The sequence below is a fragment of the Heyndrickxia sp. FSL W8-0496 genome (genome assembly GCF_038007825.1).
GTDB classification, from domain to species: domain Bacteria; phylum Bacillota; class Bacilli; order Bacillales; family Bacillaceae_C; genus Heyndrickxia; species Heyndrickxia oleronia.
The window spans coordinates 577501-599335 of the sequence record NZ_JBBOXX010000001.1 but is presented as its reverse complement, the minus strand read 5'-3'; the positions used below and the strand labels follow the sequence as shown (position 1 = coordinate 599335).

Here is a 21835-nt window from a genome sequence, read left to right as displayed (position 1 = left end):
TTTTCTCAAACAGTGGTTCTATTTAGATAACGTTTAACAAGGACTTTTACAATCCGCCCTTACTCCGCTGGTGGTCCGAACTTTCCAGCATTAAAATCGCGATAGGCTTGGCGAATCTCTTCCATTGTATTCATCACAAATGGGCCATACGCCACTACCTCTTCGTTTATAGGAACCCCTGAATAGACTAATACCTTTGAACGTTGGTTTCCCTTTATTACTAATTCACTGCCTTGCTGCCCGGATTCATTAAAGGTAAATGTTGCCACACCTGTTTTGCCTAGTGCTATTTCATTTGTACCTAATTCAACCTCTCCAGATAACACATAAAGAAAGGCATTATGATTTTCGGGAATACGATGGATATATGTTGCTCCAGCAGCAACATTGATTTCAGACATAGTGATTGGCACTATGCTATCAAGTGGTCCCTTTACACCCTCGATATCACCAGAGTAGACTTTTACAACTCCCCCATCAAAAGGCACATGTGGTACATCTTCTAAACGAATATCCTGATACGTTGTTTTCGTATTCTTTAACTCCTTTGGTAGGTTCAACCACAATTGTAATGTGTGGATTAAATCATCATCTACAGCTTCTTCTGCATGCCGTGCTGCCCAGCCGGCATTCATATATTGAACATCTCCTGCATCGAGTATAGAGTGACCGCCAGCATTATCAATATGCTCCAGCCTGCCATCTATTACATAAGTAATCGTTTGAAATCCTCGATGAGGATGGTCTGAAAAAGTACCACGTTTAAACCAATCATCTGCCATCAGTATAAAAGGGTCAAACTCTTTTAATCGTTCAGGATGTAATACAAATCCTTGTTGAACGTGTGGATACCCATTTTGCTGATAGTTTACATACCAATGGTCTTTAACTGCTCGTTGGAAAATTGCTTTGTTTTCATTCATGTTCCATCCCTCCTATAGGAACATTATAAATCCAAAGTCCCATTAAACCTATTAATATGTTTTTAGCAATGATGGACAGTAATGTTCTCCCAAACAGATTGCCAATCTTTCGCAACAATTCTATTTTCATAAATGATTCTTCGTTCTTCATTCTCCTTAAAATAAGCAGTCGGCTTGATCAACATATTGATTACATCCGAAACCCCACAAGGGGCTGCCAAATTAAGCTGCTGGTCATCATCCAACTTCACCCCTAAAGCCGTGGCTGTTTCAGGAAATTTTGCTATAGCATCCACTGAGGAGGTATATGGTGGAATACCATTAACCGTATGCATCCTTGCCTCATTTTTGACCGACCATGGTACATCTGGAAGTAAGCTCCTTAGCTTTACTTCTAACCTCTTTTCTTCCTCCTCATCTATCCTCTCCGGATCAAAATATATGACATCAACATCTGCCAATGGGGTCCGATCCTTAACATGATGAAGCGTATCCCAAATCTTCGACCGGACAAATCCTGCACATACCCACCAATCAGGTAAATGAAGGGTTTGTGCTGCACGTAAAATATCCATCATCCATACATCCTCTTGGATTAATTTGAGGATATCCTCTTTATTATTTAGCATGTTTAACACTTCCTTTTAAAAGTTCCTTTCTATCAAAAAGCCATAAAAACATCGCTTGATTGTGATCGAATAGATGGGGAATCCGGGCAAAATAAGCCATAAAAATCGATTGAATGGCAAGCATGACATACCAAATTGCGTCATATTCTAACTTACTTAATGGATTTTTTTGATGATAGGAATCAACTAATTTTCCTACAAAAGTTAACCATTCTGTGCTTAATCGTTTATCATGAAAAACCTCATTAAGAACACTTGTCGCACAATAGCAAAGATCAAAAATCCTTACATTCACCTCAGCTAGCTCAAAATCGATGACACCTAGCAAATCTTTTTCTCCATAAACAAAATTAGAAAGATGAGCATCACGATGAATAATTTGTTTAGGAAGATTTTTTACTTTCAGTTGAAATTCTGATTCCAATTCTTGATAAATTTGCTCTAGCCGATCACTTCGGCTTTCTACCTTGTCCATTGCCTTTCTTGCAAAATGATAGACTGATTGATATGCATCTCTAGTTGGAAATTGACTGATAAGGGGATGATCACTTAACAAATGATGGAGCATTGCGAGTGTCCTACCAAAATGCTGCGGTACTAGTGGATTTTCAATGATTTCCCTTGCTGAAAACACTCGACCTGGCAAGTAGGTATATAAGCTAAAATACCTCCCCTCATCATCAATGATATATGTATTCTTTTTACATAGCATGGGAGTAGGAACGCTGATATCGAAGTCCTGCAAATACTGTAAAATAGCAAGTTCGTTTCTTGCTGCTTGGATATCCAACTTTCGTTTCAAAACATATTTTTCATTAGTTTTGTCTTTAACTAAAATGGCTTGCTCAGAAAGTTTAGATATCTCTCCGACATGGACTCCCCAATATTTAAGGATTTTTTCTTTATTCATCTGCGCCATCTTCATTCCCCATTTTCAAACAGATTTTTTTCCCCTTCCTATTAGGAGATTCCGCTTCTACTACTGCTTCCCGTACGTTTAACAAATCAAAATATATTTCCGGCATTGTAATTTTTAGACGTTGCTCCTTGACGAAGTTCATTATTTGATGAAATTTTTCTTGCCAATCATATGGCGAGACTTGCTTGTTCCAATGGCGTAGGTGAAATAATTTCACATTGACTGCCGTTCGCTTTGAAACTTCCTGCCACTGAATCGGAATTCCCGATAAAAGTCCAATCGCTAAATAGTTTCCATGAGGTTGCAAACAATCAACTAATTGGGTACCCTCTGTACCTCCAATTGAATCAATTGCTGCACTCACCCCACGCCCACTCGTTATTTCCATTATCGATTCCTTAAGTGAGGAGCAAGATGTATCGATTACATATGCTGCACCTAGTTGAAGGAGCTCCTGTGTATCATTCGAATTCCTCGTAACCGCTATAAATTGAAAGCCAAATATCATCGATAGCTGAGCAAAAATCCGTCCAATTGCAGAACCAGCCGCATTCATAAGTAAAACATCCCCGAATCCCAAACATAAAACTTCCTGACATATCACCAAAGCTGTTAATGGGTTGATATATAATTGGGCCGCAGTTTGATCGTTAATTGATGGCGGAATCGGTACCAACCATTCGGACGGAACCTTTACAAAATCCTGCCACGTCCCATCACCTCTTAATGGGAGAACCCGCTTCCCTAATAGATTTCGAGATACAGATGGACCTACTTCCTCTACAACCCCTACTCCCTCATAACCAGGCACCATTGGCAATGAAATACGATGGGAATACGAGCCTCTTACCGGAATTAAATCGGAAGGATTAATCGGACTCATCAACATCCGAACGAGAACTTCCCCCTCTGCTGGCGGATTAACTCTTCTATTCACCACATAAAGAACGTCCTCTGGTTTTCCAAACTCATAACAAATCACACTTTTTGCTTTCAACACGCATGTCTCCTTAAAAAAGTACTATTCTCTTATTCTATAAAAAAAGCGTTACTTCCTCCATGAAGCAACGCAATTCATTTATGAATTTTTATATTCCTGCAGCATATACACATAGCTGCTGATAAAAATGAGAGTGAAAATAATCATTGTGCCTGTAGAGAAAAAATCCCTTTGCCCTCTATCCATAAACAAATGGATCAACATTCCCAGAAGATAATTGGCACTAGTAATTAATAAAGCAATCATGATGCTAGTTAGAATTGCTTTAAAATGGACGTGATCATTCACCATACCATCCTCCATTCAACTCTTTATTACTTTTCATTATTTATTACTTTAATTGCCTGTTCAATATACTCGTCTTTGTTATTTTTAATCCCGTTAATCGATAATTCCACTGGAATCGTTGGCATAATACCAATTGCGTGTAGCTGGGAGTGATCCCCCTTTATTACCTTCATTCCCGTAAAAACAATTTTTATTCCACCAGGTAATGTAATTAAAGAACCATTTCCATTTGCTCCAGCGGTTGGCTTACCTAGAATCTCTCCAATTTTATTATCCTCAATAAAACCTAATATGCTTTCGCCAGCACTAATATTGCCCTCGTTTGTTAGAAAGACGAATTTCCCCTGCAAACGTGGTTTTATCGGAATTAAGCTTTGACGATAATTAGAATTATAAGCTACCTTTTCTTGGTCCGGATAAATATATTCTGGGATCAGAAAAATTTGTCCTTTTATCGGTTTATTAATTAAATGCGATAAAATATAAACCTGTTCCTCATAAGAATTCCTACTAGAGTAGCGGGTGTCGAAAATGATTCCTTTTGCACTTTCTAGTTTTTCAATAAATTGATCAAATTCTTCTTTTCTAATACCAAATAAATCAATATAGAATATTCCATCCTGAAGCTCTTTTATTAATTTATCAAAAGGAGTTTTAAAAAAACCTTCATTTGAACCATATTTCGATGGTATCACAAGTTGTTTTTCATCACGAAGAACCTTTATACTAACTTCTTTTGGATCCTTATTAAGAATAAATTCTCTTAAGGCAACAGATTCTTTTACCTGTGGTGAACCCGATATTTCTGATTTAAGTTTTTCCAATACTATATGAATATCCTCACCATCAATTGTCAAGAGAATATCTCCTTGCTTAAACGGAGAATCCTTTAATAACTTAGTAACTATAATTTGATTATCAATTTTCTCTAATCCAAATGGCAAAATATAGTTTGCTTCTTTATTCATCGATCTTCCAATATGGCCATCTTGAAGCTTTTCCGTCATGATATTAATTAAATGCGTATAATCAGCTCTATCTTTAGTGTTTAGACCTTTCTTTAACGAATTGTATAATTCTTTATCCCAATCTATATGAATTTCATCGAAATATGGATAAAAATGTTGGATCCTATTCCACAGTTCAATAACACCAGCCATTCTTGTTGTTTGTTTTGAAGCAAAGATATCTGGCTTTAATTTTAATAATTGGGTTTGTAACTTTAAAAATCCATCTTTTGACTCTTCTGTTGAACCGAGGCTTTTACCATTTTGAACAGCTAATACAATCGGTAGTTTTATATTTAAAGTTTGGTTAATAGGTTTATCAATAACCTCGTTTATATTCGGTAGCTTTGAAAAAAGAGAATCTTTCGCCTGTAATTGACGATCAAATATTACTCTTTTGCTTTGATAGAGTTGTCCTTCTGCATTTATGGATCCCGGCCCTCTATGCTGCCAAGCAATAAATTGGTTTGATTTCTTTGCTGAATTCGTTTTATTTGCTATAAGATTATCTTTGTTTTTTTCATAAATTACTAATGTAGGTGCAATCGGTTGAAATAACTTTTCTAATTGCATCTTAAGTTCTTGTTGATTCCTAGCATCTATAACTTCCCCCACTGCAAATGTAAGGAAGGAATCCCACGTTACCTTTTCTACTTCATCACTTGGATGAAAATAACGGACATATCCGTACAATTTTGCTAGTGCATGTAGATTTTCAATTCTTTGACCATTTGTTAATGAGCCATCCACTTGTTTTTGCTTAGATTGATTAAACAGTACCGCTATGCTAATCGAAAGGATTACTATGATAATTGGTAAAAACCAATAGACTTTTTTCATCTACGTCATCCTTTACATTACATATCAAATGACAAATTCACTGGTTCATCCAGCAATTCATAAGCCATTTCAATATTCGTCGTTGGTGTTTTTTCATCAACCACCTCAAACTTACATTGATCTAACCAAACATGACCTCGTCCAGAAAGTATAACTCCGAAAGCGATAACTGCACTATTTTCAGGGATATCAAGCACAATAGAATATAGATTCCAATTGGTATCCTTTACAATCGGACGATTACTCATATTATCAAATTGCAGTACATCACCCGCCGCATTGTCTATTCTCATCCATAATCCGCAATATCCATCTACCTTTTCAGATTTGACAAAAGCAGAAAACTTAAGCCTTTGTCCAATGTATTTTTTTGCTTTAAACTGCTGCATCATCGTCGCAAATTCTTCAATAGTTGCCACTGACCTTGATCGGATATATCCTGAAGCTTTTCCTTGGTGGACATTTTTTGTATCTAACCCCATCTCGTAATTATGCGGACTCGTTCCTGTAAGAAACCAACCTTTTATTTCTTGTTTTTGTTGTTTCATGTTTTCCCCTCCATTTTTATTCAAAATAATATTCATTGCTCGCCTATATTCCCCTGGTGGCATATGGTATTGCTTTTTAAATGCACGTGTAAATGCTTCAGGTGCCCCAAAGCCAAAATAAAAAGCTATATTAATAATCGATTCATTCGTATCTATTAACATTCTTGCAGAATTGGTCAATCTTCTCATTCGAATATAGTCCCCTATCGTCATACCAACTTCGTTCTGGAAGACTCTTAAAAAATGAAATTTTGAAAATCCACAAACACTAGCTACTAAATCAATCGAAAGCGGTTGGTGTAAGTTTTCCTCAATATAATCAATAGCTTTCTGAATAATTTGCTGGTATTTCAAGTTTTGCACCTCCCTTATTCATAGAGTACTAAATATTTCCTTTCCCTTCTTGACTTTTATTGCTAATTTCGTAAATTCATCAATCAAATTTCGTATTGCTTGTCCACTCGTGGCAAAACTCAACTGCCAGCTTTTACACCCAATAATGGATTCCAGCTGTTTTTATAAAGTTTTCCGTTCTTTTCTCGTGAAATGAAAGAAGACACCTATATGGATCGGTTTTTTCTTCCTTCACGGTAATCAAACTCGATCTTTCGTTACCTTGGCCTCTGGTTCCTCCTTCTCGGCAACTAAACTCGACCTTCCGTTACCTTGAACACCCGTTTTCCCTCTTCTCGGTAATCAAACGCTTCCTTTCGTTACCCTGCACACTCTGGTTCCTCTTCCTCGGTAACTAAACTCTACCTTTCGTTACCAGGACAACCGTTTTCCCTCTTCTCGGTAACCAATCTCGCTCTTTCGTTACCCTGAATACTCTCTTTCCTCCTTCTCGGTCACTAAACCCTCCTTTTCGTTACCTTGGACACCCGTTTCCTCCTTCTCGGTAACCAATCTCGCTCTTTCGTTACCCTGAACACTCTGCTTCCTCCTTTAAGGTAATCAAACTCACTCTTTCCTTCTTCACAGGATTTCCGCTCACTCTTTTGGTACCGCTTATTGATTCCAACTTAACTTAAATAGCAACAATGTGGGAGAAAAGAGCCAAATATAAAATTTCCGGTTGACCTCATGGTGTATTAAACATATAATACACACATAGTGTATGAACTATGTAATACATACACATCAGACAGGAGGAATTATAGATGAAAGTGTTGACTGTAAAGAATCTTAGCAAAGTATATAAAGGGAATATTGATTACGAAGCTCTACGTCAAATTAACCTTTCCATTAATGAAGGGGAATTTGTTGGAATTATGGGGCCTTCTGGGAGTGGAAAGACGACCTTATTAAATATGATTTCAACGATTGATCGACCTACCTCTGGAGAAATTCAAATTGGTGGGGAGAATCCTTTTCAATTATCCCATAAAAAACTAGCTATTTTCCGCAGACGTGAATTGGGCTTTGTCTTCCAATCATTTAATCTTCTTCCCACTTTAACTGTAAAGGAGAATATTGTTCTTCCCCTTACACTTGATGGCGTCGATCTAAATGAAATGAATACAAAAGTGAATACATTTGCCGAAAAGCTAGGGATTTCAGCTATTTTAAATAAACGGACATATGAAATATCAGGTGGGCAAGCCCAACGAACTGCCATTGCACGTGCCTTGATCAACCATCCGAAGCTAATTTTGGCAGATGAGCCTACTGGAAATCTCGATTCGAAGGCGGCAAAAGATGTCATGGAGCTTTTAGAAAAGCTGAACAACGAAGAAAAATCTACCATGCTACTTGTTACACATGATGCATTAGCAGCTAGCTACTGTGATCGTGTCATCTTTATAAAGGATGGACAACTCGATCACGAAATTCAAGCGAGTCATAATCGCTCTGATTTCTATCAAAAAATAATTGAAAGGCTATCAATTATAGGGGGGACATCAAATGAACATGCGACAATTCGCAACTAATAATGTTCTCCGTAATAAGCGAACCTATTTAGCTCATTTTTTAAGTAGTGCTTTCTCGGTCATGATCTTTTTCATCTATGCCATGCTCTTATTTCATCCTGATTTACAAGGAGAGCTTAAAGCAACTAGCCCAATGATTGCCTCATTAGGATCAATGGGGATTAAAACTGCGCAAGTGATTATTTTCATTTTTTCATTTTTCTTTTTGCTATACTCTGTCAGTGCCTTTTTAAAACTACGTAAAAAAGAGTTTGGTATTCTAATGATTCTTGGAATGTCTAGGAAGCAATTTCATCGCCTGCTTTTCGTTGAAAATATGATCATTGGATTTGCCTCTATTATTGTAGGAATTGTTGTAGGGATTGTTTTTTCGAAGCTTCTTTTAATTATCTGCGCACATATTCTTGCTATTCAAGCTGGCTTAAAATTTTACTTGCCACTAAAAGCAGCTTTCATGACTGCTGGAGCATTTCTCTTACTCTTTCTTTTGATTTCATTATTCACTTCTAGAGTGATTCGCAAAGGAACAGTAGTGGAACTAGTAAAATCAGAAGAGAAGCCAAAGCCTGAACCAAAGGCTTCCCCATGGCTATCCTTTCTTGCTGTACTTTGCCTTGTTTTAGGATATGGGATGGTCCTTTGGTTTGCCATCATGCAGGTTTTTTCATTTAAGTTATTACTCTCTGGAGTTGCCCTAACAATTGTAGGAACCTACTTTTTATTTACACAGTTCAGTGTCTATACCATCCACAACTTAAAGAAAAAAGAAAAGTTCTTTTTTAAGAAAACAAATATGTTAACTATTTCGGAATTAATGTATCGAATAAAGGATAATGCAGTGATGTTTTTCTTAGTAGCTGTCATTTCTGCATCAGCATTTACTGGAATCGGAACATGCTTAGCGCTAGGAAACTCAGGTTTGTCCGAAATGACCAATCCTTATGCATTCAGCTACACATCTACAGATGAAAAAACTGAAAAGCAAAAGGTTCAACAGATTGAAACAGAACTAAAGAAAGCTGATTTTCCATTTAAAATGGGATCTTACACACCCCTTTACTCTTCAAATGGGGTAACTCTCATAAAGCTAAGTGATTATAATTCTTTGGCTAAAGCACTAGGCTACAAGACAGAAACTGTCAAAAAGAATGAAGCGATATTTACACCTACCTCTGTCACTCAGAAAAATGCTTGGAGAATTAAGGGACAAAAAATCGAACAATTAGATGTTGAAAAAGGGGATTTTTCCACCACATTTACGTTCAAAAAGACATTGCCTTATATCGTATTGCCTGATATTGGCGACAACACAGCCGTTGTAGCTGATGAAATATATGAGAAGTTTTCCCGTCTCGAGAAGGAAGAAGGATCCTATTACTTTAAAGAAATTAGATTCGTTGTAAAAGATTGGCCAAAGACCAAGGAAGTAGCACAAAAATTAAATAAAGAGATGGATGATTATGGATTTAGTGCACTAGTGTTAAATTGGTTATATTCCAAGCAAGAGAATGGACTATTATTTATATTAAGTGGTTTAATCGGAATCGTGTTCTTTACTTTTGCAGCAAGCTTCATCTATTTCCGTCTTTATGCAGATTTAAACCGAGATGAACAGCAATATCGTATGATTTCAAAGGTTGGTTTGAGTAGAAAAGAAATGAAACAGATTATTTCACGGCAGTTAGTGCTGTTATTTTTCTTGCCCTTTGTCATGGCCCTTATCCATAGCTCTGTTGCCTTTTTTGCCTTGCAAAGACTAGTAGACTTTTCGGTAATGAAATCATCATTAATGATCTTTATTGCATTTTTATCAGCACAGATCATTTACTTTTTTATAGCTCGTTGGCGTTATTTGAAGCATTTATATAAAGAAGTAATGTAAAGCAAAAACACCGTTCCCTTATTGGAACGGTGTTTCTCTATTATCGTTGGTTCATCCAGTTGATAAAATTATCAACAACTAAATCAATAAACTTAACTGTTGATTCATGTGTTAGATTCCCTGATTCATCAATTTTTTCATGAACAGAACCTACATATACTTCGTTTCCTGGAAGTAAAGGAGATCCTACACCTGGACAGAATAAAATATCACGTAAATGTTGTTGAGCGCGTACTGTACCTAAAGCTCCCATTGTTGCACCCATGATCCAAGATGGTTTCCCAATCATGACTTTTTCCACACGAGATAACCAATCAATCGCATTCTTTAAAACACCTGGAATAGAATAATTGAATTCAGGAGTTACCCAAAGGACTGCATCGGCTTCAGCTACTTTTCCTTTAAATTCAGTAACAACCTCTGGGGGATTCATCTCAATATCTTGATCATAATGCGGTAGATCCTTAATATTTAGTATTTCAAGGTCAAAGCGATCTGCATATCTTGTTTGTATATATTTTGCTAGTTTTAAATTATATGATTCCTTACGAATACTTCCAACGATTGCAACTATTTTCATGTCTTTTCCCTCCAATTATTAAAATAGTTGATATATCAACTATTAATCCGTCTCAAACCATATTAAAGTTCAGCCACATTCTCACGAACTTTTGTCAAAAGCCTTTGTAATTGAGTGACTTCTTCATCAGTCATCCCCTTACTTATTGTGTTAATAATATTCTGGTTAATCGGGATAACGTCTTTCCCAAGCATTTTTCCCTTTTCAGTGAGAAACACTTCAATCGAGCGTCGATCCTTTTGGCAAATTGTTCGATAAATGTAACCTTTCTTTTCAAGAGTAACAATCATTCTAGCAACACTTGATTTATCCTTATTTAGCCTTAAGGCAATCTCATTTTGAGATACTCCCTCTTGTTCCCAAAGAATAGCCATAATTAAATTTTGTTCCGATGTTAACTGGAAATCCGCAAGCTTTTTATTCACAAAGCTAGTAATTTCTAAATCAACCGAATGAATGAATACACCTAAATTATTTAATGGTTCATATTTCAAATAGATCACCCTAATTAGTTGACATATCAACGATTTACAAAACCTATTTTACAAAAAGGGATGAACCATTGTCAATCAAGTCAACCTACAATCTCAAATGACTTAATTTCCTGCAGCATATACGTGGCAAATTCCTTTAGAAACATATCGTTTACCCCAAATCCACAAAATTTTGGATTCATATATTGGGATAGAGCCTTTGAAATTAATTCTTTATATTCATGAGGAACCATCTTCTCTCCCCATTCACCCCCTTCTTTTTTAGAAGAGACTACACCCTCTGATAAATAATAAAGCACTCTACATAGATTAAGTATATAGTACACGGGATTATGGATAATTTCTTGAACCGAATTGTCAATATCAAAAACAATGGATTGAATATAATAGCTTCGATCGATCTTCTTAAAGACAGATTTCACTGGTTTTCCTAAAAGACAGATTCCCCTTTCATAGGTAACAACAAGATGCGCTGCCAGATCCGGATCAACGGTATCCCCACAAAGATAATCAGGATCTTGCAAATATCTATCCCTATGTACCTGTGAATAATGTAGCTCAAATGGTGAAGGATGCTTGAAATCGATGATATCTTTTTCTACTAAAACACTCATCTCTAGGTTATATTCTTCCAATTGCAAAATATCTTGAATAAGCCCCTTCTTTTTCTCCTTAGAAAGTTTCTCTTTCACAATAACTAAAATATCTACATCACTTTTTTGAGGTTGAAAACACCCCATTGCTAGTGATCCATGTAAATAAACTCCTATTAAATTTGACTTTAGATGCCTCTCGAATAGCGAACAAACCTTATCCAAAAATTGTTCAACCACCGGATTTCCCCCTTCCATTTTTAAGACTATTCTAATTTTTTATGATATAAAAAAAGGGATGACTCGTCAAAGTAAGTAGTCCCTTTTATGCATTTGTTTATTCAATCATCACGATAATGTTTAAATCACATAGAAAAATTAACGTCGAGAAAATTAGGATGCTATTCATGTGTTCATTTGAGGATATTTTGAAAAAGAATCGGATGATATAAAATTAGTGAATTGACGATGGCGAAGCAGCAGGATTCCGATAAATTCCGTATAAGAAATATCGAGTGAATCTTAGATTTTAAAGATACTATGTATTAAAGGAGGGAAATGAATGTTACAGGAATTCAATCACTTAATGGATTATATAGAAACGCATTTAACAGAGGATATTTCCGGAAAGGATATATCAAAAATTGTAGGACTATCTGATTATCATTTTAAGAGAATGTTTTCGTATATGGCTGGAATGTCATTGAGTGAATATATCAAAAACAGGAGGCTATCACTTGCAAATGTTGAATTAATTAACGGAGCAAAAGTGACCGATATTGCCTATAAATATGGGTATCAATCAATAGAAGGATTTTCACGAGCCTTTCGTGAATGGAGTGGTTTTTTACCTTCAGAAGTAGCTAAAAACAAAATTCAAAAATCATTTCCCAAATTTTCATTCTATATCGATATAAAAGGAGGAAAATCTATGGAATTCAAAATCGAAAAGAAAGAGAAATTTAATATAGTAGGTGTTTCAAAAAAAGTGCCTATTCAATTCGAAGGTGAGAATAAAGCTATCTTAGAACTCGCCCAGTCTATTTCCGAGCAACAAAAAAATGACATGCACCAATTAGCCGATTTATATCCTCATCAAGTATTGAATGTATCTTATAATTTTGATGATGGCTACCTAGAGGAAAAAGGATCTTTAACTCATATGATTGGTTTTGCAACTACAAAAGAAAATCCATTTGATCATTTAGAGCAAATTACTATTGAAGAAAGTTTATGGGCAATCTTCCCTAATCAAGGTCCATTTCCTACTACACTTCAAGAAACTACTGCAAAAATTTACTCTGAATGGCTGCCTTCTTCAGATTATGAATTAGTAGAACTACCTGGAATTTCTTTCACAGAGTACAATAGTACATCGGAAAATGTATATAGTGAAATTTGGATAGCAGTAAAGAAAAAAAGTTAAAGAAACTCGCGGATTATATCTACAAAAAAATGACACATAAAATCTAAAAAGGTTGGGATTCTTATCATTTAGGTCTCAACCTTATTTTATATTAATTTTGCTTTTATATTTTCTCATATAATCGGAAAGTCGTACCTTTTTCATATATTAGAGCTTGTCTACGGCACTTCTTAGCTTCTTAAGAGACTCACCTTAAATAGAAAGAATTTAAATGGGTAATGAGAAGGAAAAACTTGTTAAACTGAGTCCGTTTCGTAGACTTTGTATAAAAACAGTAGGGACTGTCACTGTGGTAATGCCCGACAGTCCCATTTAAATTAGTTATTCTGAACAATCTCTTGGATCTGTTCTTTGATATTTTCATTCGTATATCCGCCATGATAACAAATAACAGATTGAATATCATAGTCTAGAAATTTACTAAGAGAATGTATAGCCGTTTCCATATCTGGTGTATTTCGCGGAACGGGACCATTGATAGCTCCATTATTTAAGACCATGGCATCTCCCACGACAAGCGTCTTACTTTCATTAAGATATAAACTAATATGTCCCGGAGTATGGCCAGGAGTAAAAATGACTTGGATTCCACCAAAAAAGGTCAGTTCCTGCCCATCCACAAGCGTATGGTCGACCTTCGCTTTCGGAGGATTCATATATAAAGCTTGCATCGAAGGCGGAAGCGTATCCCATACCTCTTTACTTATTTTAGTAGGGTCTGCCTTCATCATATGCTTAGTTCCTTCGATATAAGGTTTGTCTAACTCATGTGCATATACTTCAATTTTCCCTTGTGATTCCTGAAGGATTTCTGGAAGACTGCCAATATGATCAATATCCTGGTGTGTCAAAATGACCGCTTTCAGCTTTTCAAAAGGTACTCCAACTTGTTGCATTGCAGCCTTTATAGCTGAAAGCTGACCTGGCATTCCTGTATCCACCAATATCGCCATTTCATCATCCCATAGGAGTGTTGGATTGATCTTAAAACCTTCAATATTGAGTTCAATCATTTCTACGTGATCAGCTACTTTCATTTCTCTTCCTCCTTCATATGTAATGCTTTATCAGAATATCCTAATTGCGTAAAAAAATGAAGAAAGCAAAACAAAAAATTTTTATCAATTATTTTGATGCGATTTTAACACTTCCTTGCCAAATTCCAAACACTCCTTACAGATTGAGACACTAGGCCCTACTGCTAGCTCCCCGATCTCCGCTCGACTTCTATTACAAAACGAGCAAACATCTGTGTAAGTTGCACCAGTTGCTTCTGAATTTTCTAACTGAAATAACTGTTTATAAACTGGACTTAGCTCGCTCCATACATCGAATTGATTATTATCTAGGTCATAAAAAACAAAGTTCCTTCCAGTATGTCCTCTATCCTCAATCTCCCCCACCTTCATTCCTTTTTGGACGAAAGATTCATGTAAGGCTTCCAATGCTTGTAGACCATTTACCTCAAAAGTAACAGAAAAACGTTCATGACCGTAGTAATCAATGAAATTAGCAGTTTGATTTTCTATTGATTTAACAAGAAAAAAGCTTTGATTGGCAAAGTTCAATATCGCTTTGTCCTGATCATTATAACTTAACTCCGCCCCTAAATTATTCATATACCATTCAGTGGATTGTTCTACATTTGATACGGGTATATACACTGTCCCTACTCTAATTAATGATTCTTTCATCTTCTCATCTCTCCTTTTATGAATTTATATGTTTTCTATATTTCAACCAATCTTTTCGTTTTACTATCCAAGAGAAAATAGTGGGTCGATTGAGGAAAAGTATTTGTCTTTTTAAATCCAAATGAAACATAAAATTGATCCGCTGGATAAGTATCCGTACGAAGAACAACGACTTTAAAAAATCCCCTCGCAAAGCTTAGAATTTCTTTTAAAAGAAGATTACCTACTCCTTGCCTTCGAAATGATTTACTTACATAAAATCTTCTTATACGCCCAATATTTTTATCATTTGAGTAAGGGTCAATAGTTAATCCACCAATTCCAATTAACTCTCCATTTTTATGAAATGCTCCAAAAATCCCTTCACCCGGTTGTTTAAAAGTATTCGCCCCACTTCTATATTCTTCTAAAAGTCTTTTAAAAATCGAAAACCATCTTGTTTGCTTTCTAGAATTAAATCGGATAGATCGTGATTGAGTAAGTGATTAATAGGCATAATCTTAATAGTAATGATAATCGCCTCCACAACTTCCAATTCGACACATGCAACACGGATGAAACCTTTGATTCGATTATTTGTAAGGGTATTGTCAAACCTCTCCTTTACAAAAGCGTAATGCATCACTACTTTGCGCATCATTTTTCCACATTTTCATTTGATCGCCAACAGCAATAGTAAATTCTGCAAATGCCGTGCCTTTAGCCGTGATGATATTATCTAACACCTCAATATTGTTCCCCGTATAAGTAGCTCCTTCGAATACCTCACTAAAGTGAGTAAACGTATTTTCTGTACAGGTAAACTTTTTTCCTTTTAGTAAACCAGCCTTTCCTAGTAAAGTTGCAGCAGCACATATGGTTGCAATAGGAGTTCCTTTTAAATGAGCATTCTGTAAAAACCCAGATAACAATGAATCATTTATGATTGTCTCAATTCCATCTCCGCCTGAGATAAGTACTAGATCATAATCCTCAACTTTCGCTTCTGCTAATGTTATTTGTGGTGTCGTGATTAATCCCCCAACACTTTCTACATGTTTTCCATCGACAGTTGCAGTAGTTACTTTGACTTTTCCAACCTTTCTTAAGAAAAACAATGTATGAGCGATCTCAAAATCTGCATATATGGGATATGCGATAAATAGAATATTTCTCATTCAATACCTCCATGAAAAAAATATTAAATAAGTTTTTTCGTACTCTTTCTTTAACGGGTTCCTATAAATTCTAATAAGATTTTTACTCTATTAGAAACAGCAACAAAGTTTTTTTGCGAAGGGCTTTAAGTTACAGAAGCTTTCCCTTTTCTTCATACCAACGTATCATTCTCCACTTGCCATCTAATTCTTTCCGCCAAACTTCCAAAGATAGCCCCTTCATCATTTTGTCTTCTTGCTTAAATGTCACCTCATAGGAAACAGCTGCTTGCGTTTCTGTTTGAGGTACAATCGCTAAACCTGAATAAATAAATTTTATGTTTTTTCCTTTATAGAATTCTGCCGCCTCTTTGTTTCCTGCTCTTATCTGCTCTGCATTATAATGCTCTACTTCTCCCACATGAGGAATATAAAGCATGCCCTGAAAATCATCAGCATACATAGTGTTCATTTCTTCGTATGAACCGATAGAAAAATTTTCATGTAGCTGCATCATTCTATAAATTTGATTTGCAACTTCGGATTCAATGCACAAAAAAATCACCCGTTTCTTTTAAAAATGGTTATTAAATATATTAATTTTTCAATCTATTGAGTAAAATAGAGACAGTTCACTAGGTTGGGAATGATCATTTATGATAGATTTGTTTTATTATAATTGGCAAGTTCGAGAAGATTGGTTTCAATGGTGTGAAAATATTTCTCATGAGGAATTAACTTTCATGCGTAATGGTGGTATGGGTAGTTTCTTAAAAACTTTATTTCATGTGATTGATTGTGAGCAGTTATGGATTCATCAAATGCAGGGAACATCAGTATTGAAAAAGGAATTTAATTCTTTCTCGACGCTTGAGGAGGTTCGTGAATTCTCTCAATCTACCAGAATGATTACCAAAAACTTTCTTATGAATTGGAATAAAGAACAAGAGGATAAACTCCTTTATATCACAAGAAAAGATGGCTCGGTGCTATCCTTTCCATATGGGAAAGTTATCAGACACCTTATTTCACATGAAATTCATCATATTGGGCAACTTTCTATTTGGTCCCGCGAACTTGGTCTTAAACCGGTAAATTCTGACTTAATCATTAGAGAATATATTTAATATTGATGAGGCTGTTTAATAAGGAAAAGACGAAACAGCCCCTTTTTTTACCTTTATTATAATGACAGACTTAGAATTAATTGCTCTCCCATCTTTCCAGGTCTTCTACGCCCTGTATCAATATACCCGACTCTTTCATACACTTTTTGAGCATGTACATTTAGTTTATTAACCGATAAAACAATTTCATCACAATTGGGAAATTCTCGATTAATAAAAATCGGTAATTGCTCTAGTCCTTTTTTAGCATAACCTTTTCCCTGCTGTGAATGATTGACTGAAAAAGCAGTTAATAGCATTGCATTCGGATTATCTGTATATTCCTTCACTCTATCACTAGAATGCAACACAAAAAATCCAACAGGAACATGATTACTTACAATCATGATTGGATGACGTTCATGAGAAATTTCAAGCATTTCAATTGGTAACGCAGTAAAACGTACTTGTTCTTCAGGTAAATGATAATCAGTTATCAAGTCATACCATTCAGATTGATAAAACTGTAATTCAACCTTATCCACTGTAATCATATATAGCTCCTCCAATTGGAATATTCAATAGAATTATACCAAAATAGAACATGTGTTTGCAATAGTTTAGGAGGAGAATTTAGAAACTTTTGATTTTAATAATTCAAAGAGACCTTCCGGAACTAATCGAGACTCCTTTTGAAAATCTGATAAAGGCTTCCACATAACATCAAATTCAATCCCATTATCTTCTTTTCCTTTAAATATTGAAAGATTATAATAGGAGGAATCAATAAAGTCAGCTGCATATACTTGAACAATTTCATGACCTAGATCACCATCATACGTAAATATATTTTCTAACGTACCTAAGAGTTTTAAATGACAGATGTCTGCACCAATTTCTTCCTTAACTTCTCGTATGACTGCATCCGAACTCCTTTCACCATACTCAATACCTCCTCCAACTGGACGATAAAAATAATTTTCTGTTTTCGGATCAATCCCTTCCGATACTAGAATTGAATCGCCTTTTTGAAAAATACAAATCGCTAAAGGTCGAATGATACCCTTTCTCATGCAAAAACCCCCAATCTCTAGAATATTATCAATTCAACTTTTGTATGAGAAAATCCTTTTTTATCTGAAATAAAATTCTAGTACTTCATCTTTCTTATGAAAAATAAACAAATTCTGCTTCAATCATGGCTTTTATCTGAGTTTGCCCTGTTTGAATGGGAGTTCCTTCACTTTTTGCAAATAACGCTACATGGAAAGGTGATGTTGAGGGGGCCGAAGATATTTCAGTGATTTTTACTGGAATGTGATAAAAGGAGATGGCTAATTGCTTCGTAATTGTTGCTGCCTTTTGCTGGGCATCCTTTAACGCTAGGGACAAAGCTTGATGGTAATATGCCTCGGGTTGGGCTAATGTAAATTGAATATCTGCTATCATATTAGCCCCATTCTGCACGGCTACATCTATAACATTCCCTGTAAAATTAATCTCTTTAATTATTACCTTAATAAGATGTGTAACTTTATAACCCTGCCTGATTATTTTTCCATTTTCATTTTCATATTGGACATCGATACGGTAATCAACAGTTTTTATATCGTCATTGGCTATTCCCATTTGTAAAAATGCCTGAATGATTCTTGACATTACTCTTGTATTTTCTGACTGTGCTGTACTGACATCTTTATTTTCTGTCACTACACCTAATGTGATCTCCGCCATATCCGGTTGAGCGTTCACCAATCCTTCACCCGAAACCTTCATAAGATGTTTTTGCTTTCGATAAATTTGTGAATCTCTTGCTGAAACATGTGGATAATTTTGTTTACTATTCACACTATCCCCCCTTTTAAATACTAAGTCTTATGAATTTGCTGTGAGGGATATTCACTACAATGAAAAAAATTATATTTATCCACAGTTAGGTTAATCTCGGTGATTTAAGATGTGTCTTAAAACTGGTGGGTGAGACACATTTTTGAGGATTTGGATTCAAGTCCTGGTTTTTGTGTAAAATCACTGGCAAGTACTTTCAACCTTAACCCTTTTATTTTTTTTTGCGAAACTTCCATGGATTTTGAACTTTATATCCGGTAAGGGATGTCAAATGGTTTTCAATTTGACATCCCTTACCGGATATGTGACCATCCATGATGGAAGTTTAGCTGAAAATAATCTGTTCTACCTTCCACCCATAAGTGCTTTTCTATTAGAGTAAACCGTATCCTGATATTGCATTAGAACAGCTCCAATCAAGCGAAAAGCCGATTGGGTGTTTGGAAAAATACGAATGACCCTTTCTCTTCTACGGACTTCTTGGTTCAGCCGTTCAAGGGAATTGGTACTACGGATGTGGTATCGGATACTTTCCGGAAAGATCATATACTGGATGGTATCTTCGAACCCCTCATCCAATATAGAAAGTGCTTTTTCAAACTTTGGCTCTGTCCCGAACCTACTCATTAGCTCATCTTTAAACAGACGGATATCATCAATGGTTACTGCTTCAAATACGCGTTTGATCATTGTCTTGATTTCAGCCGAGCTCTTTTTGGGAAGTTTATTAAAGATATTTCGCTTAAAATGGACATTATTTGCCAAGCAGTCCCAATAAATTCACGTTGTATCGCTTTCTGGAGACCTTGATGAGCATCAGAAATGATTAGTTTGGGAGATTGAAGGCCACGTGATTTTAGCTGTTGGAAGAACCGCCCCCAACTCTCAAAACTTTCCGCATGGTCAACACTCAAGCCAATTATTTCACGTGTATTCTTCTCAGTAATGGCAGTGGCAATATAAACAACCTTGGAAACAACGCTTTGGTGCTCGCGCACCTTTATATACATAGCGTCAACGAATACGAAAGGGTAGTATGTTGTATTTAAGGGTCTCTTAGCCCACTCGTTCACAATGGGATCAAGCTTTTGTGTAAGTGATGATACAAACGACTTGGAAATGTTCTTGCCGCAAAGCTGTTCGACAATATTGGTAACATTCCTAGTTGAAACACCATTGATGACCATTTCCAGCATAGAGAGGACCAACGCCTGGTCACAACGGGCATATTTTTCAAAAACGGTCGTTGAGAATTCCCCGTTGCGTGTCCGTGGTACTTTAAGTGTTAAGGTACCGATGCTCATCATAAGATCACGCTCATAATAACCGTTGCGATAGTCACGGCGTTCAACAGCTCGTTCATAAGGTGCAGCCTGTAAATAGTCATCCCTTTCTTTTTCCATAAATTCGTTTAGTACTAAGACAACCGCTGATTTTATAACCATATCAAGGTTGGAATTTACAATGGCTTCTTTTAAAACATCCAAATTTAGGTTAAACTGTACTTGAGTCATTTTTATTCCTCTTTTCATTGTTTATCGTGGTTGAAAACAGTGTTGCCAAGAGTGAATAAAATGACTCATTTTTTTTGCATTTTCTTTTTACACAATTATACGGACTTAATCGTTTTGAATTCATAGTGTGTGTTAAGCCCAGCGCGTGAGACACATTTTTTGGGGTTTGCATTCATTATGTGTTTTAACTCTAGGAATGAAACATATTTATATAGATTTTTTAATACTTTATTTGCTTTACTATGAGACTATGAAGGATTTTGGAAAAATAAAAACCTCTACTTTTTATGTAGAGGTTTTTATTTATGATTTTACGCGCCTTAGAGGATTCGAACCTCTGACCCACAGCTTAGAAGGCTGTTGCTCTATCCTGCTGAGCTAAAGGCGCATTCATTCTGGCGGAGAAAGAGGGATTTGAACCCTCGCGCCGGTTACCCGACCTACACCCTTAGCAGGGGCGCCTCTTCAGCCACTTGAGTATTTCTCCATATAAAAAATGGCTCCGCAGGTAGGATTCGAACCTACGACCGATCGGTTAACAGCCGATTGCTCTACCACTGAGCTACTGCGGAACAGGAATATTTATAGATGGTGGGCCTAAATGGACTCGAACCATCGACCTCACGCTTATCAGGCGTGCGCTCTAACCAGCTGAGCTATAGGCCCGTTATGAGTGATTATGTATGGAGCGGGTGATGAGAATCGAACTCACGACAACAGCTTGGAAGGCTGTAGTTTTACCACTAAACTACACCCGCAGATCTCTTATCTTGAAATAAAATATGGCTGGGCTAGCTGGATTCGAACCAACGAGTGACGGAGTCAAAGTCCGTTGCCTTACCACTTGGCTATAGCCCAATAAAATAGTATTAATAATGGGGCGGATGATGGGAATCGAACCCACGAATGTCGGAACCACAATCCGATGCGTTAACCACTTCGCCACATCCGCCATAAATGGTGGAGGGGGACGGATTCGAACCGCCGAACCCTGAGGGAGCGGATTTACAGTCCGCCGCGTTTAGCCACTTCGCTACCCCTCCACTAATGAAAAATGGTGCCGGCCAGAGGACTTGAACCCCCAACCTACTGATTACAAGTCAGTTGCTCTACCAATTGAGCTAGGCCGGCATTAATAAATTATTATCCCCAAAAAGAGATTAGTTGTAATGGTCGTCCAGCTTTCAGTTTGCTTATTCAAGCAGCGGTTCAAGCTGTACGCTGATGTATTTCAAAGTCGTTTATTCGGTCGTGCTCTACCAATTGAGCTAGGCAGGCAAACTATTATGTTATTATCCCCCAAAAGAGGAAAAGTATCAACATGATTAAATTTATCTTAATGGTGGCTCGGGACGGAATCGAACCGCCGACACATGGATTTTCAGTCCATTGCTCTACCGACTGAGCTACCGAGCCAAATATAAAATGGCGGTCCGGACGGGACTCGAACCCGCGACCTCCTGCGTGACAGGCAGGC

The 21835-nt window shown here is 36.5% G+C and carries 21 protein-coding genes, 11 tRNA genes and 3 pseudogenes (1 of these 35 cut by a window edge); 4 read left to right on the top strand and 31 right to left on the bottom strand.

Annotated elements, in window-relative coordinates; all coding sequences use genetic code 11:
* Positions 1-59: 59 nt before the first annotated feature.
* From NST63_RS03340 to NST63_RS03310, 7 genes are all read right to left on the bottom strand, one after another.
* Positions 60-923, bottom strand: a complete 864-nt coding sequence (locus NST63_RS03340) for a pirin family protein (protein ID WP_341041249.1) — start codon at positions 921-923, stop codon at positions 60-62.
* 62 nt (positions 924-985) lie between these two features.
* Positions 986-1552, bottom strand: a complete 567-nt coding sequence (locus NST63_RS03335; RefSeq protein WP_341041248.1) for a nucleotidyltransferase family protein — start codon at positions 1550-1552, stop codon at positions 986-988.
* On the bottom strand, positions 1542-2471 hold the full coding sequence (locus tag NST63_RS03330) for a phosphotransferase enzyme family protein (protein ID WP_341041247.1): 930 nt from the start codon (positions 2469-2471) through the stop codon (positions 1542-1544). Before NST63_RS03330 ends, NST63_RS03335 begins: the two co-directional genes overlap by 11 nt.
* On the bottom strand, positions 2455-3468 hold the full coding sequence (locus NST63_RS03325) for a zinc-dependent alcohol dehydrogenase family protein (RefSeq protein WP_341041246.1): 1014 nt from the start codon (positions 3466-3468) through the stop codon (positions 2455-2457). The genes NST63_RS03330 and NST63_RS03325 overlap by 17 nt, the downstream gene beginning before the upstream one ends.
* 81 nt (positions 3469-3549) lie before the next feature.
* Complete coding sequence (locus NST63_RS03320) at positions 3550-3759, bottom strand: hypothetical protein (protein WP_212945390.1); 210 nt, start codon at positions 3757-3759, stop codon at positions 3550-3552.
* Positions 3760-3785: 26 nt separating this feature from the next.
* Complete coding sequence (locus NST63_RS03315; RefSeq protein WP_212945389.1) at positions 3786-5606, bottom strand: S41 family peptidase; 1821 nt, start codon at positions 5604-5606, stop codon at positions 3786-3788.
* Between the two features lie 17 nt (positions 5607-5623).
* A complete protein-coding gene (locus NST63_RS03310) occupies positions 5624-6508 on the bottom strand; it encodes a helix-turn-helix domain-containing protein (protein ID WP_212945388.1) in 885 nt (294 codons plus the stop codon).
* A gap of 806 nt (positions 6509-7314) precedes the next feature.
* On the opposite strand from NST63_RS03310, the gene NST63_RS03305 reads away from it, so the two are divergent.
* Together NST63_RS03305 and NST63_RS03300 are read left to right on the top strand one after the other, a co-directional pair.
* Positions 7315-8085 (top strand): ABC transporter ATP-binding protein, encoded by a 771-nt coding sequence (locus NST63_RS03305; protein WP_212945387.1) that lies wholly within the window; start codon positions 7315-7317, stop codon positions 8083-8085.
* The gene (locus NST63_RS03300; RefSeq protein ID WP_341041245.1) at positions 8060-9967 is read left to right on the top strand and encodes an FtsX-like permease family protein; all 1908 of its coding nucleotides are present in this window, start codon (positions 8060-8062) and stop codon (positions 9965-9967) included. The genes NST63_RS03305 and NST63_RS03300 overlap by 26 nt, the downstream gene beginning before the upstream one ends.
* 40 nt (positions 9968-10007) lie before the next feature.
* Here the strand turns inward: NST63_RS03300 and NST63_RS03295 are convergent, their stop codons facing one another.
* From NST63_RS03295 to NST63_RS03285, 3 genes are all read right to left on the bottom strand, one after another.
* The gene (locus tag NST63_RS03295; RefSeq protein ID WP_341041244.1) at positions 10008-10547 is read right to left on the bottom strand and encodes an NADPH-dependent FMN reductase; all 540 of its coding nucleotides are present in this window, start codon (positions 10545-10547) and stop codon (positions 10008-10010) included.
* Between the two features lie 62 nt (positions 10548-10609).
* Positions 10610-11041, bottom strand: a complete 432-nt coding sequence (locus tag NST63_RS03290; RefSeq protein WP_212945384.1) for a MarR family winged helix-turn-helix transcriptional regulator — start codon at positions 11039-11041, stop codon at positions 10610-10612.
* An 80-nt stretch (positions 11042-11121) separates the two neighbouring features.
* Entirely contained in the window at positions 11122-11874 is a 753-nt protein-coding gene (locus tag NST63_RS03285; RefSeq protein WP_341041243.1) for an aminoglycoside adenylyltransferase domain-containing protein, read from the bottom strand.
* A 322-nt stretch (positions 11875-12196) separates the two neighbouring features.
* Between NST63_RS03285 and NST63_RS03280 the strand changes: the two genes are divergently transcribed.
* Positions 12197-13060, top strand: coding sequence for an AraC family transcriptional regulator (locus tag NST63_RS03280; RefSeq protein ID WP_341041242.1), 864 nt, complete (start codon positions 12197-12199; stop codon positions 13058-13060).
* A gap of 317 nt (positions 13061-13377) precedes the next feature.
* On the opposite strand, the gene NST63_RS03275 is transcribed toward NST63_RS03280, so the two are convergent.
* From NST63_RS03275 to NST63_RS03250, 6 genes and pseudogenes are all read right to left on the bottom strand, one after another.
* Positions 13378-14097: an MBL fold metallo-hydrolase gene (locus NST63_RS03275; RefSeq protein ID WP_212945381.1), complete on the bottom strand. Its 720-nt coding sequence runs from the start codon at positions 14095-14097 to the stop codon at positions 13378-13380.
* A gap of 84 nt (positions 14098-14181) precedes the next feature.
* Positions 14182-14295, bottom strand: a pseudogene (locus tag NST63_RS03270) (ClpX C4-type zinc finger protein); the annotation flags it as partial.
* Positions 14296-14349: 54 nt separating this feature from the next.
* A pseudogene (locus NST63_RS03265) lies at positions 14350-14754 on the bottom strand (VOC family protein); the annotation flags it as partial.
* A 35-nt stretch (positions 14755-14789) separates the two neighbouring features.
* Positions 14790-15113 carry a GNAT family N-acetyltransferase gene (locus NST63_RS03260; RefSeq protein WP_341044141.1) on the bottom strand — a complete coding sequence of 108 codons (324 nt, stop codon included), beginning with the start codon at positions 15111-15113 and terminating at the stop codon, positions 14790-14792.
* A 231-nt stretch (positions 15114-15344) separates the two neighbouring features.
* Complete coding sequence (locus NST63_RS03255; RefSeq protein ID WP_212945380.1) at positions 15345-15911, bottom strand: DJ-1/PfpI family protein; 567 nt, start codon at positions 15909-15911, stop codon at positions 15345-15347.
* 130 nt (positions 15912-16041) lie between these two features.
* Positions 16042-16446: a DUF4440 domain-containing protein gene (locus NST63_RS03250; RefSeq protein ID WP_212945379.1), complete on the bottom strand. Its 405-nt coding sequence runs from the start codon at positions 16444-16446 to the stop codon at positions 16042-16044.
* A 100-nt stretch (positions 16447-16546) separates the two neighbouring features.
* Between NST63_RS03250 and NST63_RS03245 the strand changes: the two genes are divergently transcribed.
* The gene (locus tag NST63_RS03245) at positions 16547-17017 is read left to right on the top strand and encodes a DinB family protein (RefSeq protein ID WP_341041241.1); all 471 of its coding nucleotides are present in this window, start codon (positions 16547-16549) and stop codon (positions 17015-17017) included.
* A 56-nt stretch (positions 17018-17073) separates the two neighbouring features.
* On the opposite strand, the gene NST63_RS03240 is transcribed toward NST63_RS03245, so the two are convergent.
* The 15 genes and pseudogenes from NST63_RS03240 to NST63_RS03170 form a co-directional block, all read right to left on the bottom strand.
* Positions 17074-17550 carry a GNAT family N-acetyltransferase gene (locus NST63_RS03240; RefSeq protein ID WP_058005239.1) on the bottom strand — a complete coding sequence of 159 codons (477 nt, stop codon included), beginning with the start codon at positions 17548-17550 and terminating at the stop codon, positions 17074-17076.
* 66 nt (positions 17551-17616) lie between these two features.
* Positions 17617-18069: an NUDIX hydrolase gene (locus NST63_RS03235; protein WP_341041240.1), complete on the bottom strand. Its 453-nt coding sequence runs from the start codon at positions 18067-18069 to the stop codon at positions 17617-17619.
* 94 nt (positions 18070-18163) lie between these two features.
* A complete protein-coding gene (locus tag NST63_RS03230) occupies positions 18164-18844 on the bottom strand; it encodes an SIMPL domain-containing protein (protein ID WP_341041239.1) in 681 nt (226 codons plus the stop codon).
* Between the two features lie 345 nt (positions 18845-19189).
* Positions 19190-20358 (bottom strand): annotated as a pseudogene (locus tag NST63_RS03225) (IS256 family transposase).
* A 314-nt stretch (positions 20359-20672) separates the two neighbouring features.
* Positions 20673-20746 (bottom strand) — tRNA-Arg (locus NST63_RS03220).
* 8 nt (positions 20747-20754) lie between these two features.
* Positions 20755-20845, bottom strand: a tRNA-Ser gene (locus NST63_RS03215).
* Positions 20846-20855: 10 nt separating this feature from the next.
* Positions 20856-20930: transfer RNA gene (locus NST63_RS03210), tRNA-Asn, on the bottom strand.
* 17 nt (positions 20931-20947) lie between these two features.
* A tRNA-Ile gene (locus tag NST63_RS03205) sits at positions 20948-21024 on the bottom strand.
* A gap of 18 nt (positions 21025-21042) precedes the next feature.
* Positions 21043-21116: transfer RNA gene (locus NST63_RS03200), tRNA-Gly, on the bottom strand.
* Positions 21117-21141: 25 nt separating this feature from the next.
* Positions 21142-21216 (bottom strand) — tRNA-Gln (locus NST63_RS03195).
* Between the two features lie 18 nt (positions 21217-21234).
* Positions 21235-21310 (bottom strand) — tRNA-His (locus NST63_RS03190).
* A gap of 6 nt (positions 21311-21316) precedes the next feature.
* Positions 21317-21401, bottom strand: a tRNA-Tyr gene (locus tag NST63_RS03185).
* Positions 21402-21413: 12 nt separating this feature from the next.
* Positions 21414-21489: transfer RNA gene (locus NST63_RS03180), tRNA-Thr, on the bottom strand.
* Positions 21490-21698: 209 nt separating this feature from the next.
* A tRNA-Phe gene (locus NST63_RS03175) sits at positions 21699-21774 on the bottom strand.
* A gap of 10 nt (positions 21775-21784) precedes the next feature.
* A tRNA-Asp gene (locus NST63_RS03170) sits at positions 21785-21835 on the bottom strand (it continues 26 nt past the right edge of the window).

Excerpts from the sequence above, each read along its gene's own strand:
- NST63_RS03340 (WP_341041249.1), bottom strand. The coding sequence starts at position 923 with ATGAATGAAAACAAAGCAATTTTCCAACGAGCAGTTAAAGACCATTGG.
- NST63_RS03335 (WP_341041248.1), bottom strand. The coding sequence starts at position 1,552 with ATGCTAAATAATAAAGAGGATATCCTCAAATTAATCCAAGAGGATGTA.
- NST63_RS03330 (WP_341041247.1), bottom strand. The coding sequence starts at position 2,471 with ATGGCGCAGATGAATAAAGAAAAAATCCTTAAATATTGGGGAGTCCAT.
- NST63_RS03315 (WP_212945389.1), bottom strand. The coding sequence starts at position 5,606 with ATGAAAAAAGTCTATTGGTTTTTACCAATTATCATAGTAATCCTTTCG.
- NST63_RS03305 (WP_212945387.1), top strand. The coding sequence starts at position 7,315 with ATGAAAGTGTTGACTGTAAAGAATCTTAGCAAAGTATATAAAGGGAAT.
- NST63_RS03300 (WP_341041245.1), top strand. The coding sequence starts at position 8,060 with ATGAACATGCGACAATTCGCAACTAATAATGTTCTCCGTAATAAGCGA.
- NST63_RS03295 (WP_341041244.1), bottom strand. The coding sequence starts at position 10,547 with ATGAAAATAGTTGCAATCGTTGGAAGTATTCGTAAGGAATCATATAAT.
- NST63_RS03280 (WP_341041242.1), top strand. The coding sequence starts at position 12,197 with ATGTTACAGGAATTCAATCACTTAATGGATTATATAGAAACGCATTTA.
- NST63_RS03275 (WP_212945381.1), bottom strand. The coding sequence starts at position 14,097 with ATGAAAGTAGCTGATCACGTAGAAATGATTGAACTCAATATTGAAGGT.
- NST63_RS03255 (WP_212945380.1), bottom strand. The coding sequence starts at position 15,911 with ATGAGAAATATTCTATTTATCGCATATCCCATATATGCAGATTTTGAG.
- NST63_RS03245 (WP_341041241.1), top strand. The coding sequence starts at position 16,547 with ATGATAGATTTGTTTTATTATAATTGGCAAGTTCGAGAAGATTGGTTT.
- NST63_RS03240 (WP_058005239.1), bottom strand. The coding sequence starts at position 17,550 with ATGATTACAGTGGATAAGGTTGAATTACAGTTTTATCAATCTGAATGG.
- NST63_RS03235 (WP_341041240.1), bottom strand. The coding sequence starts at position 18,069 with ATGAGAAAGGGTATCATTCGACCTTTAGCGATTTGTATTTTTCAAAAA.